10 protein-coding genes are annotated in these 12,576 nt (G+C 59.6%); 9 read left to right on the top strand and 1 reads right to left on the bottom strand.

The annotated features are described in order from the left end of the window. The 8 genes from C9383_RS13350 to C9383_RS13315 all read left to right on the top strand — a co-directional run bounded on the left by C9383_RS13350 (position 1) and on the right by C9383_RS13315 (position 8,618). Positions 1-321 carry a YceK/YidQ family lipoprotein gene (locus tag C9383_RS13350; RefSeq protein ID WP_090367198.1) on the top strand — a complete coding sequence of 107 codons (321 nt, stop codon included), beginning with the start codon at positions 1-3 and terminating at the stop codon, positions 319-321. A gap of 144 nt (positions 322-465) precedes the next feature. After that, entirely contained in the window at positions 466-2,223 is a 1,758-nt protein-coding gene (locus C9383_RS13345) for a carbamoyltransferase family protein (RefSeq protein WP_065900046.1), read from the top strand. Beyond that, positions 2,207-3,337, top strand: a complete 1,131-nt coding sequence (locus C9383_RS13340; protein ID WP_090367195.1) for a glycosyltransferase — start codon at positions 2,207-2,209, stop codon at positions 3,335-3,337. Before C9383_RS13345 ends, C9383_RS13340 begins: the two co-directional genes overlap by 17 nt. Next, the gene (locus C9383_RS13335) at positions 3,337-4,233 is read left to right on the top strand and encodes an antimicrobial resistance protein Mig-14 (protein WP_090367193.1); all 897 of its coding nucleotides are present in this window, start codon (positions 3,337-3,339) and stop codon (positions 4,231-4,233) included. Before C9383_RS13340 ends, C9383_RS13335 begins: the two co-directional genes overlap by 1 nt. Next, positions 4,230-5,669: a PIG-L deacetylase family protein gene (locus C9383_RS13330; protein WP_090367191.1), complete on the top strand. Its 1,440-nt coding sequence runs from the start codon at positions 4,230-4,232 to the stop codon at positions 5,667-5,669. The genes C9383_RS13335 and C9383_RS13330 overlap by 4 nt, the downstream gene beginning before the upstream one ends. 32 nt (positions 5,670-5,701) lie before the next feature. Then, positions 5,702-6,586 (top strand): DUF6625 family protein, encoded by an 885-nt coding sequence (locus tag C9383_RS13325; RefSeq protein WP_090367189.1) that lies wholly within the window; start codon positions 5,702-5,704, stop codon positions 6,584-6,586. Continuing rightward, the gene (locus C9383_RS13320) at positions 6,583-7,737 is read left to right on the top strand and encodes a glycosyltransferase (RefSeq protein ID WP_090367187.1); all 1,155 of its coding nucleotides are present in this window, start codon (positions 6,583-6,585) and stop codon (positions 7,735-7,737) included. Before C9383_RS13325 ends, C9383_RS13320 begins: the two co-directional genes overlap by 4 nt. Continuing rightward, the gene (locus C9383_RS13315) at positions 7,734-8,618 is read left to right on the top strand and encodes a glycosyltransferase (RefSeq protein ID WP_090367185.1); all 885 of its coding nucleotides are present in this window, start codon (positions 7,734-7,736) and stop codon (positions 8,616-8,618) included. Before C9383_RS13320 ends, C9383_RS13315 begins: the two co-directional genes overlap by 4 nt. Positions 8,619-8,635: 17 nt before the next feature. Here the strand turns inward: C9383_RS13315 and C9383_RS13310 are convergent, their stop codons facing one another. After that, positions 8,636-10,513 (bottom strand): bifunctional O-antigen ligase/aminoglycoside phosphotransferase family protein, encoded by a 1,878-nt coding sequence (locus tag C9383_RS13310; protein ID WP_090367182.1) that lies wholly within the window; start codon positions 10,511-10,513, stop codon positions 8,636-8,638. A gap of 158 nt (positions 10,514-10,671) precedes the next feature. Here C9383_RS13310 and msbA point away from each other — a divergent pair, with 158 nt between their 5' ends. Next, positions 10,672-12,477 carry a lipid A export permease/ATP-binding protein MsbA gene (gene msbA / locus C9383_RS13305; RefSeq protein WP_060755140.1) on the top strand — a complete coding sequence of 602 codons (1,806 nt, stop codon included), beginning with the start codon at positions 10,672-10,674 and terminating at the stop codon, positions 12,475-12,477. The last annotated feature ends 99 nt before the right edge of the window (positions 12,478-12,576 follow it).

The raw sequence follows: 12,576 nt of genomic DNA, 5'->3' as shown, positions 1-12,576 counted from the left end.
ATGAAAGTGAAAACTGCGCTGGCAGTCGGTTTGGTTTCAATGACGATCAGTGGCTGCGGCACACTCAATACGGTGCTGCGTGAAGATGTCGCAGCGACCCGAGAGCTGCGCAAGCAAAAAACCTATTGTGCGGCCATTCCTCGTATCTACAGCGGCGTGGCGTTTGATTTCTGCCTGCTGCACGCTGCGCCAGACCCGACGGGCGTGCTCATACCGTTTGTGTTGGCTGATATCGCCTTGTCGGGTGCATTGGACACGGTCGTTCTGCCCTACACCCTGTATCGGCAAGTCGAGTACGGCTACCTCTATGTCTACCGTTAAGCCGCGCCGATCCTCTTGCCGCTAACAGTCTTGTGCTGCTTTTAAGCTATAATCCCGCCCTTTAGCTGTTTCCCGCCGAGGTGGGAGGCACACTTTTTTCAGGCGCAACCCGCCTGCATGCAGACTAAAAGAGGCTAGACCCCTGTGGCATTGACGATTCTTGGCCTGTCCGGCGCCCTTAGCCATGATCCTTCCGCAGCCTTGTATATCGACGGCAAGCTGATCGCGGCCGCCGAAGAAGAGCGCTTCGTACGCGACAAACATGCAAAGAACCGCATGCCTTACGAGTCGGCGAAGTTCTGCCTGGAACAGGCCGGCATCAAGCCTTCCGACGTTGACGTAGTGGCGATCCCGTTCGCCCCGATCAGCCTGTTCGGTGAGGCGCGCTGGCACTACGCCAAGCGTTACTGGTACGCCCCGGACCGCGCCCTTGACGCGATCCTGATGGGCAACCGTCGCTACAAGCGCTATCGCAACAAGATCGTCTGGTGCCTGGAGCAACTGGGCTTCGATCCGAAGAAGATCAAGATCGAACCGGTTGAACACCACCTGGCTCACGCTTCCAGCGCCTACCACTGCTCGGGCTTCCAGGAAAAAACCGCGATCCTGGGCATCGACGGCAAGGGCGAATACGCCACCACGTTCTTCGGCTACGGCGAAAACGGCAAGATCCACAAGATCAAGGAATTCTACGATCCGGACTCCCTGGGCGGCCTGTACGGTGCAATCACCGAGTTCCTCGGTTTCGAGATGCTCGACGGTGAGTTCAAGGTCATGGGCATGGCGCCGTATGGCGATGCCAGCAAGTATGACTTCTCCCGCCTGGCCTCGTTTGAGAATGGCGAGTTGGTGATCAACACCGACTATGCCAACGTCATCGGCCTGCGCCGTTACAAAGAGAAGGGCAAGGGCTTCTACTTCTCGCCGAAACTGATCGAGTGGCTGGGCCCGAAACGCGAGGGTGACATCGCCGACGAGCCGTACATCCACTATGCCGCCAGCATGCAGGCGCTGTTCGAGAAGCTGGCCCTGCAGATGATCGACCATTACCTGGGCGACATCCTCAAGGACACCGGCAAGCTGGCCTTCGCCGGCGGCTGTGCGCTGAACGTCAAGCTGAACCAGAAGATCATCGCGCGTGACGACGTGAAAGAGCTATTCGTGCAACCGGCGTCCGGCGATGCCGGCACTGCGGTTGGCGCGGCGGCCTATGTGTCGCACGCTCGTGGTGTACCGGTAGAGAAGATGGAACACGTCTACCTCGGCCCGTCCTACAGCAACGAAGACGTGATCGCCGCGTGCGCCAGGCACGAGAGCAAGCCGAACTGGCGCAAGATCGAGAACATGCCTCAGCGCATCGCCAAGATCATGGTCGACGGCAACCCGGTAGCCTGGTTCCAGGGCCGCATGGAATTCGGTCCGCGTGCGTTGGGCGGCCGTTCGATCATCGGTTGCCCAAGCGCCACCGGCGTGGCTGACCGCATCAACCACCAGATCAAGTTCCGCGAGCGCTGGAGGCCTTTCTGCCCGTCGATGCTCGACACTGTGGCCCCGCAGATGATCAAGGTCGACCACCCGGCGCCGTTCATGACCTTCACCTTTGAAGTGGCGGAAGAGTGGAAAACCCGCGTGCCGGAAGTGGTCCATGAAGATGGCACCTCCCGTGCCCAGGTGCTCAAGCGCGAATACAACCCGCGCTACTACGACATGATGAAAGAGCTGGAAGTACTGACCGGCAACGGCGTGTCCCTGAACACCTCGCTCAACCGTCGTGGCGAAGCGATGATCTGCTCGCCGACCGATGCGTTGAACATGTTCTTCGGCTCCGACCTGCAGTACCTGATCATGGAAGACATCCTGGTCGTCAAAGACGGCGTGGACCCTTATGACGCGCTCGGCTGATCGGCGGGTCCTGCAGTTTTGCCACGGCTACGACGGGCCGTTCCTGGACTGCGCGCGGCAATACGCCAGCCTGTTCGCGGGCTCGGGTTACAAGGTGACCACGGTGTTCCTCACCGGGGTCGCCGACCCTGGCGTGGCGGCAGCCTGTGCCAGTGATGAAGTGTTGTTCATGGAATACAGCTCCAAGGCCATCCGTGGCCTGAAGCTGTCGGCCATCGCCCAGATGCGCAAGATTGCCGCGTCACGCAACTTCAGCTTCTGCATTGCCCACCGCGCCAAACCCATTTACATCGCCCTGCTGGGCACGGGGTTGCAGGTCATCGGTGTGCATCACGCCTTTGGTGACTATCAGCGTCGAGGTCGTCGCCTGTTTGCCTCGATCTTCCAGAAACGCCTGAGCCTGCTGGCAGTTTCAGACGCGGTGCGTGATGACATCCGTCGTTGTTTGCCGAAATGGCCGGCGGCACGTATTCAGACTTTGTATAACCGCATCGATGTCGAGGCCCTGCAGGCGCAGCAGGTGTCGAAGGATGAGGCGCGCGACGCCCTGGGGTTGTCACCCGACGAGTGGGTGGTCGGCAACGTCGGTCGCCTGCACCCGGACAAAGACCAGGCCACGCTGCTCAAGGGCTTTGCCCTGGCATTGGCGCAGTTGCCGGCTGAAAGCAAGTTGGCGATCCTCGGCAGCGGGCGCCTGGAGCAAGACCTCAAGAGCCAGGCTCGCGAATTGGGGATTGCCGATCGGGTGTTGTTCCTCGGCCAGGTGCCGAATGCGCGCCTGTATTTCCGTGCGTTCGATGCCTTTGCCCTGAGTTCCGACCATGAGCCCTTCGGCATGGTGCTGCTTGAAGCCATGGCTGCCGGTGTACCGTTGCTGGCCACGGCTTGCGGCGGTGCGCGGGAAGTGGTCGAAGGCGTTGGCATATTATTTCCCTTCGGTGATGCCGAGCACCTGGCACAGGGCCTGGTCCATCTGGCTGCAATGGGCCCGCAGCAGAAGCGCCAGTGCGCCGAAATGATGCTGGAGCGTCTGCATGCACAGTTCTCGGATCAGGCAGTACACACGGCTTTCTGGCAGTTGCCCCACGTAATTGAACTGACCGCGGGGGCTTGATGCTCAATCGATTTCAAGGCTGGCGTGAGCGTGGCTGGTCCGTTGTCGACGCGACTGCCTACAGCGCCGCGTGGAAGCGTTTCGGCGGCAGTGTCGCCACCCATCCGCAGATCATCGAACGCCTGGCCGCGCTGGCGGGTATTCCCGTGCGCTATCTGGCGTGGGAGCAAGGCGACGAACTCAAGGCGTGCATTGCCACGTGGGGGCGCGACCTGGCGTTGTCCAAGGATGTGCTCAAGCGTCAAGGCAAGAAGGGCCTCTTCGACCTGGGCAATGCCGAATTGATCCTGCCGGCCGCCGTCGACGCCCAAGCACCGCTGCGTCACCGGGCCCGTTACTTGTCGACCCTCAATGAGGGGCGTTTCAGCGGGCTAAAGCCTCAGCCCGAGCAGTTAGCCATGGCGCGTACGCCGGAAGAGTTGTCGAAGAAGTTTCGCTACAACCAGCGCCGTGAATTGCGCTTGTTGGAGGAGGCTGGTGGTGTCGTGCGGTCGGTGAGCGAATTTTCCAGCCAGGAACTGGCTGCGATCTACTGCGATTTGTTCCTGCGTCGCTGGGGTTTTGTCGCCACGGGTGCCGAGCGGATGGCCGAGGTGATCGAGTTGCTGCGTGAATGGCTGATCGGCTCGGTGATTTTTCTTAACGATGCGCCGATTGCTGTGCAGTTGGTGTACCGGGTCGAGTCGTCCGACTGGATCAGCGTGGAATATGTCAATGGTGGTGTCGACCCTGAGACTCGCTCATTCAGTCCAGGCAGCGTCCTGAGCTTTCTCAATACCCAAGCCGCCTGGGAGCAGGCGCGAGAGGTCGGCAAACCGCTGCGGTTTTCTTTCGGTCGGGCCGATCGCGAGTATAAGGACCGCTGGTGCAACCCGGTGCAGGTATTCAGCGTATGAGTCGCAAGCAGCAGTTGCTCAAGCGTCACCGGCGTAACAAGCGCATCGGTCTGTTGATCGGTTTGTTGCTGTTGGTGGTCATTGGCGTGCTGGTGGCCTGGTGGCTACCGATAGTGCTGGCCGTGTTGGCATGGGTCGCCCACGAAGCCTGGTTTGCCGACCATTTGTTCTACTCGCCGTCGCAAGACTATCAATACCCGTTTGCAGAAGACGCTCAATTGGCCGGAGTGCGGCTGGAGGGCGATCGGCTGCTACTTGATCGGCCTGACGAATTGAAGGCGGACGCCACGTTGATACTGGCCATTGGGTTGGAGAGCCGTTGGCTGGGGCGTTTTCTTGACCCTGCCGTCGAGCTGACAGGCGGCGGGCAGGTCGACCGTCAAGCATTCGAGCGCGGTGTAAACGGTACGCGCTATATCAATCTGACGGGGCTGGCGCCGGCCCTGCTCGCCGGGGAGTTGCGGGTACGTGCGCGTCATTGCCGGTTCAAAGGCGCGCCCAAGCTGTGGGCCTGGAGCAACCCTGACCTGAGTACGCGGCGAGTGATGGTGGTCGCGCCCCATGCCGATGACGCTGAGTTGGCGGCGTTCGGCCTTTACAGCCAGGCCGAAGAACCGTGGATCGTGACCCTGACCGCCGGTGAAATCGAAGCTGAACATTACCGGCAGATGGGCCTGGGGGCTGTCGAGGCGTCGCGCGTCAAGGGTCGGCTGCGTGCCTGGGACAGTATCGCCGTACCGCGCTGGGCCGGTGTGCCCGAATCCCATTGCGTGCAGCTGGGCTATTTTTGCCTGCAACTGCAAGCCATGCAGGCCGCGCCGGACGTGCCGGTTACCTCGCGGGAAGCGGACCTTGCGGATACCCGTCTGTTTCGCCAATTCAACCCATTCCCGCTGCCGACCGATGGTGACGGTTTGCCGACCTGGAACAACCTGCTGGCTGACCTGCGTCACTTGTTACTGACGGCGCGCCCCGAAGTCATCGTGTTACCGCATCCGGTCATCGACCCGCATCCTGACCATATCTGCGCGCAGCAAGCGGTGCTGGAAGCGCTGCAGGGGTTGGAATGGCAACCGTCCATGTTGCTCGGATACGCCAATCACTTGCACGACAATGATCGCTGGCCGATGGGGGATGCCGGCAGTGGTGTCGCTTTGCCACCTTTCTTTGATTCAACGTACACTTTGCACCCTTATTGCATATCGCTGACTGATGAGCAGCAGTGTGACAAGGCAATGTCGCTTGGAATGATGCATGACTTGCAACCGCGGATGCCGTTCAAGCGGCGACTGCGGCGGGTTATCCAGCGGGTTCTGGCGCGCCGGACGATTTCACCTTGGGGAGAAAACGAGTTTTTCCGCAAGGCCGTTCGTCGTCATGAGCTGTACTGGGTGATCCGACGTCCCCAAGCGTTCGGCAATGTGAGAGAGCACTGAGTGCTCTCTGTAAATGGCAGTGAGTCCCCGTTTTGATCAACCCATGCCCTCGTATTATTTTTATCATCCCCTACTTCGGCTGCTGGCCGTTCTGGATGCCGTTTTTCCTGGAAAGCTGCCGTCACAATCCGGATATCGACTGGCTGTTGTTCAGTGATTGTCCAATGCCGGCCAACGTCCCGACCAATGTGCGCATCGAGCACATCACGTTTGCCGATTACTGCGCCCTGGTATCACAGCGCCTGAATATCCCGTTTGCCCCTCAGGCTGCTTACAAACTGTGCGACATCAAGCCAGCGCTCGGGTATATCCACGCCGACCGGCTTGAAGGGTATGATTTCTGGGCCTTTGGCGATCTGGACCTGATCTACGGCAACCTGCGCAACTATTTCACCGCAGAGCGTCTTGGCGGCTACAACTTGTTCTCCACCCATGAGCGCCGCGTGGCGGGCCACTTGTGCCTGATGCGCAACACCGCCAGCAAGCGTGAAGTGTTCATGCAGATGAAGAATTGGCAGCAACGTTTCACTGATCAGGAACACCATGCACTGGACGAGGGCGCCTTCAGCAGGATCTTCCTGTGGCGCAAGAACTTTCCTAAGCCATTGTTCGAGCTGGTCGGTAAGCTCAACCCGTGGCGCCGGCAGAGTGAGTTCGTCGAGGCATTCAGCACGCCCGGCGGCGTAATCAAATGGCACGACGGCACGGACCGCTTCCCGCACCAGTGGTATTGGAACAAGGGACACCTGACCAATGACCGGGACGGCGAGCGGGAATTTCCCTATTTTCATTTTGTCTGTTGGAAGCGTAATCAGTGGCCATTGGTGGAAACACCGTGTCCTGATCAGATCCAGGCGCTGGCGGCTGCACCGTCCTGGATTATTGATGCTACGGGTTTTCATCGAGGAGCGTTATGAGCCGGCGGTTCAAAGTCTTGCAGTTGCAGCCTGACTACAATGTCAAATCCCATGATTTCGCTGACTTGGCCGAGCAGATCGTCAAGGCACTGCCGACGGATCGCTATGAGGTCACCGCAGCTTTCCTGCGCGGTCGACCGGGGCCGGGCGAGCCGGTAAGCCGTGCGCACGCATCGGTGTATTTCGAGTTTTCCGACAAGGCCCTCAAAGGTATGCGCCTGCTTGCCATGTGGCGCCTGTATCAGTTCTGCCGCAAGGAACGCTTCGACGTAGTGGTGTGCAACCGCTTCAAGCCCGTCAACATGCTGCTGCAGCTCAACCGCTGGTTGAAGATCCCCCTGTGTATCGGGATCTCCCACGGGTTTGGCGAGTACGACCGCTTATACCGCCGCAAACAGGCCCAGCGACTGATTGACGGCCATTGGCGGTTTGTCGGCGTGTCACCGGCGGTCAAGCAGTACCTGCTGGACTGTCAGTGCGGATTCACCGACAGCAACACCTACGCGATTACCAATGCCATCGATATCGAACAGACCGATGCATTGCAGTATTCCCGGGAGCAGGCGCGTGAGCTGCTGGGGCTCGACCCTTCGGTGCGCTTGGTCGGAGCGTTGGGCCGGCTGGTGCCGGTCAAGGGGCATACTTATTTACTGCAGGCTTTTGCGCAGCTCAAGGAGCGCTATCCCTCGGCGCAGATGGCTATCATCGGCGCCGGACGGGAGGAGGCCAACCTGTCGGCTGAAATCGAGCGCCTGGGCTTGAGCGGGCGTGTCCACTTGCTCGGTTTTCGCGAGAACGCTTTGCGTTATGTACGCGCTTTTGACATCTGGGCGATGCCGTCCCTGGCCGAGGGCTTGGGCCTGGCGCTGCTGGAAGGCATGAGTGGGCGCCTGCCGATCATCGCGTCGAGCGTGCCGGCCATGCTGCCATTGATCGAGGGGGCGGGTGGCCTGGCGGTCGAACCGGCCAACGTTGCGGCGCTGGCGCAGGCGCTGGACAGCTACTTGGCTCTGCCCGATGACGCCTTGGCGCGCAAGGGTGAACAGGCTTATCAGTACCTCCAGGCCAATCATGACATCGAGGTGTTCCGTCGCGAATATCTCGAGCTCATCGAGTCGGGACTGGCTCAAGCACGCAGAGAGAATGTATGAACCAGAATCAACCGTTGGTCACTGTGATCATCGCGTCGTACAACCACGCTCCCTATATAGAAGAGAGCATCCTGAGCGTGCTGAACCAGACGTATGCCAACATCGAGCTGCTGGTGATCGATGACGGCTCCACCGATGACAGCGTCGAGCGCATTCGCGGCTTGCTGGAACATCACGCCTTTGATTTTCGCGTACAGCAGAACCAGGGGCTGACCAACACTCTCAATGACGCCATCGCACGCGCCAGGGGCTCGTTGATTGTGCCGTTCGGTTCCGATGACATTATGTTGCCCGAGCGTATTGCGACCCAGGTTGCCTATATGGACGGCAAGCCTGAGGTGGGGATTTGCGCAGGTAATATCGAACTGATTGACTCCGAGGGGGCGCTGTATCCGGAAAGCCGCCAGCGCCGCGATGTACCCTTTCGGCGCCTCGATTTCGATGACATGTTCCTGGAGCGCAAGCCTTATCCGCCAGCACCGACGCTGATGATTCGGCGCGAGGCGCTGGAGGCGGTCGGGGGGTTCGACCCGCAGATTCGTCTGGAAGACTTGTTCATCGAATTGAAGATCACTCACGCGGGTTACTTCATCGACGGTTTGAACGTGGTGATGGCGCGCTATCGCAAGCACGCTACCAACTCCTACAAAAACCACCGCTTCATGATCGACAGCATCCTGCGCACCTACGCCCTGTTCAGCGATCACCCGCTGTACGACGAGGTGCGTTACAAATTCCTCAGTTCCATGTTCCTCAAGACGTCCAATCGCAACCGCGAGCTGGCCCGGGAGTTGTTGGCGCAGATTCCGTTTCGCGCCTGGAACAAGAAGACCTGGCGAGGACTGGCCCGCCTGTATTTTTCCCCGCTGGAAAAAGACTGACCCCCCTACGGGCCCTGTCACCTGCTGGCGGGGCTTGTATCCTGTTCTGTCGGACGCAGCGTCTGTGCCTTTTCGCGGATCTTCAGCGTGGCTTGTGCCGACGCGACGGCGGCATAGCCTTGCATCAGTTGTTCAAAATGGCTCTCGAACAACCAGTTGCGGTCTTGCGAATAGCGCTGCATGTGCTTGAGGTTGCGTTGACGCAGGGCGTTGCGCAGTGCCGACGGATACAGGCGCATATCCGCCACGTCAATCAGCCCGAACTCGCCGTCTTCCATGAACAGTACATTGCCCAGGTGCAGAGAGCGGAAGTACACGCCTCGTTCGTGAAGCAGGGCTATGTACCGACCTAGACGCTCCACAAGAGCGCCGCGCAGGCTGCTGTCCAGGCTTTGCAGGGTCTGGCGCACGGTCAGCCCCGGCAGCGGCTGGTAACGCACGGCGGTGCTGCCGTCGCGCAGGCTGTAGAGGTCGAGGATGGTCGGCGCGACGATGCCGAGTGCACGAAGCTGCGCAGCGTTGCTGGCAAAGCGTTCCGAATAAGGGTTGAACCAGCCGGAGGTATACCAGCGGCGGGCTCTGAAGAGTTTGAGGAAGCTGCCGTCCTCCAGGCGCAGGACCTTCGGGCCCAGGCCGTCGGCCTCGATTACGTGGGCGTTGCAGCATAGCTGGTCAAATGCCTGCGGTGTGAGGGTTTTGACCGGTGTGTCCAGCAGGCTGCGACGACGCTGGGCGATGCTCAGCCCGGCCAGCAGTGCCAGCGGAATCCACAACAGGAACCAGTGCTCCTTGGGCCGCGAAAGGATGCCGCCACCTTCGGTGAGGCCCGCGCCGATGCCGTACGCCAACAGCGTCGATGCCAGGATAAACAACGGCTGGGCACGTTGTTTAAGTCCCTTATACAGCCCCCATCCGAGCATGAATGCCCACGGGATGAAGCCGATGATGCCGACATAGTAGAGAACGCCCAAGGCAAAACTGTGAGGTTCGTACAGTTGATAGCCATCCGAGAGGGTGAGGTACAGCTCGGAGTTATAGCTGTGGCCGATCCATGGATGCTCGGCAATGCGTTGCAGCGCAAGGCTCCATATCTCAAAGCGGAACGAACTGCCGCGTTCAGTAATGGCTTCTGGATATAGGATCAGTAACCCGACCAGAGCTATTACCAAGCTGGTAATCAGCAGCGCGGCGCGGCGGTTACGGCTGAGGAAGCTCAGCCACAGGACGGCGAGAGCCATGGCTACCAAAGGTGTCCGTGAGCCGGTAGCCAGCAAGGCTGCTGCCATGATCATCATGGCCGGCACGCTGAGCCACAGCACCTGGAAGCGCTTGGTGGTCATGCAGATATACAGCCAGTAAACGCAGAAGAAACCGAACAAATGCGAGCTGAGCAGCGGGTTATCGAGGGCACCACGTCCCCCGATCATACGCATGCCCGGTTGGAACCCTTTGACGAACGCCACGAGATTACATAGGCACACCACCAGGGCGATCACCGCAGCGCCGAAGAAAATCGGTTTGAACAGTTCGGCGCGGTAATGCAGCAGCAGCGCGCAGCCGCCAAACAGGAGGAAGGTGTTCAATGGGCGCTTGAGCAGGTCGCTGTCGAGGGTAGGTTCAACGCTCCACAGCAGGCTGGTCATAGCCCAACCTGCGAAGGCCAGGAACGCGATTGCCAAGGGTTCACGCAGCAGTTCCCTGAGCTCTCGGGGGCGCTGCAAAAACATCAACAAGGTCGGTACGGTAAACAGGACGTAGACGATTCGGTGCAATACATTGCGGTTGGACACGAAGAACAGCGAACTCAGGAGCAGCAACAAACCAATGGGCAAAATCCAAAGGACCAGGAAGTCGAAAACGCGATTTGAGCCGTAAGTCAGGCGCTTGGAGTGCATACAGTAAAGCCATTCCAGAGAGAGAAAGCCGACCATCTTAAGATAGTGGCTATATAATGTCTTCGGTCGGATCCAGCCGGGCCGAGGGGCAAGCCGGGTGCAAGTACAACAGAGAAGCTGTGCTAAAGTCAGCCTCCTTTTTCAAAACGCCGCGTGATATGACCGACTCCAGTCCGAGCGCAAGCCCTTCGAGCTTGAAAATATACTTCCGCCTGCTCAGCTACGTTAAGCCTTACATGGGCTTGTTCGCGTTGAGTATCGTCGGATTTCTGATTTTCGCGTCAACCCAGCCGATGCTGGGTTACATCCTCAAGTACTTTGTCGATGGCCTGTCCAACCCGCAAGCCGTGTTGTTCCCCACCGTGCCGTTCCTGCGGGACCTGCAACTGCTGCAGGCCGTGCCGCTGCTGATCATCTTGATCGCCGCCTGGCAGGGCCTGGGGTCTTTCCTGGGCAACTACCTGTTGGCCAAGGTCTCCCTGGGCCTGGTCCACGACCTGCGGGTGCAGTTGTTCAACAACCTGCTGACGCTGCCTAACCGGTACTTCGACAACCACAACTCGGGACACCTGATTTCCCGCATCACCTTCAACGTGACCATGGTCACAGGTGCGGCAACCGATGCGATCAAGGTGGTCATCCGTGAAGGCATGACGGTGATCTTCCTGTTCGCCTCCCTGCTGTTCATGAACTGGCGCCTGACGCTCGTCATGATCGCCATCCTGCCGTTGATTGCGGTGATGGTCAGCACGGCCAGCAAGAAATTCCGCAAGCAGAGCAAAAAGATCCAGGTGGCGATGGGGGACGTGACCCACGTGGCTTCGGAAACCATCCAGGGCTATCGCGTGGTGCGCAGCTTCGGCGGTGAAGTCTACGAGGAGAAGCGTTTCCTCAAGGCCAGCCAGAGCAATACCGACAAGCAACTGCGCATGACCCGTACGGGCGCGATCTACACGCCGGCGTTGCAACTGGTGATCTACACCGCCATGGCGGTATTGATGTTCCTGGTTCTGTATCTTCGTGGCGATGCGTCCGCCGGTGACATGGTCGCCTACATCACGTTGGCCGGTTTGTTGCCCAAGCCGATCCGCCAACTGTCGGAAGTCAGCTCGACCATCCAGAAAGGTGTCGCCGGTGCTGAAAGCATTTTCGAGCAGTTGGACGAGGCGGTTGAAGTCGACCACGGCACTATCGAACGCGACAAGGTCAGCGGGCGCCTGGAAGTGCGCCAGTTGAACTTCACTTACCCCGGCACCGAGCGTCATGTGCTCAAGGACATCAGTTTCACCGCCGAGCCGGGGCAGATGATTGCGCTGGTTGGGCGTTCAGGCAGCGGCAAGTCGACCCTGGCCAGCCTCATCCCGCGTTTTTACCACCACGAGAGTGGGGAGATTCTGCTCGATGGCGTCGAAATCGAAGACTACAAGCTGCTCAACCTGCGCAAGCATATCGCCCAGGTAACCCAGCATGTCACCCTGTTCAGTGACACCGTGACCAACAACATCGCCTACGGCGACCTGGCCGGAGCACCACGGGAGGCGGTTGAAGCCGCGGCGGCGGATGCCAATGCCAAGGACTTCATCGACCAGTTGCCCAAGGGCTTCGATACCCAGGTCGGTGAAAACGGCGTGTTGTTGTCCGGTGGCCAGCGCCAGCGCCTGGCGATTGCCCGTGCACTACTCAAGAATGCGCCACTGCTGATTCTCGACGAGGCCACCTCGGCGCTCGACACCGAGTCCGAGCGCCACATTCAGGCGGCGTTGGACAACGTCATGCAAGGTCGCACGACCCTGGTGATCGCGCACCGCCTGTCGACCATCGAGAAGGCTGACCTGATCTTGGTGATGGACGACGGCCGTATCGTGGAGCGCGGTACCCACGGCGAGTTGCTCGCGCAAAATGGCTACTATGCCCGCCTGCACTCCATGGGCCTGGATACGCCGGTATCGGCCGATATCACCTGATCGACAGGTACACAGGGCAATGTGGGAGGGGCTTGCCCCCGATAGCGAAGTGTCAGCGTGCAGAAATGCCAGCTGATATTTCGCTATCGGCGGGCACGC

Source organism: Pseudomonas palleroniana (genome assembly GCF_003031675.1).
Lineage (GTDB): Bacteria > Pseudomonadota > Gammaproteobacteria > Pseudomonadales > Pseudomonadaceae > Aquipseudomonas > Aquipseudomonas palleroniana.
Note: the sequence above shows the minus strand (reverse complement) of the source record. Positions and strands in the feature narration are given on the sequence as shown.

Coding starts and splice junctions, on each gene's coding strand:
- C9383_RS13335 (WP_090367193.1), top strand. CDS start 3,337: ATGCTCAATCGATTTCAAGGCTGGCGTGAGCGTGGCTGGTCCGTTGTC.
- C9383_RS13310 (WP_090367182.1), bottom strand. CDS start 10,513: ATGCACTCCAAGCGCCTGACTTACGGCTCAAATCGCGTTTTCGACTTC.
- C9383_RS13350 (WP_090367198.1), top strand. CDS start 1: ATGAAAGTGAAAACTGCGCTGGCAGTCGGTTTGGTTTCAATGACGATC.
- msbA (WP_060755140.1), top strand. CDS start 10,672: ATGACCGACTCCAGTCCGAGCGCAAGCCCTTCGAGCTTGAAAATATAC.
- C9383_RS13315 (WP_090367185.1), top strand. CDS start 7,734: ATGAACCAGAATCAACCGTTGGTCACTGTGATCATCGCGTCGTACAAC.
- C9383_RS13340 (WP_090367195.1), top strand. CDS start 2,207: ATGACGCGCTCGGCTGATCGGCGGGTCCTGCAGTTTTGCCACGGCTAC.
- C9383_RS13320 (WP_090367187.1), top strand. CDS start 6,583: ATGAGCCGGCGGTTCAAAGTCTTGCAGTTGCAGCCTGACTACAATGTC.
- C9383_RS13330 (WP_090367191.1), top strand. CDS start 4,230: ATGAGTCGCAAGCAGCAGTTGCTCAAGCGTCACCGGCGTAACAAGCGC.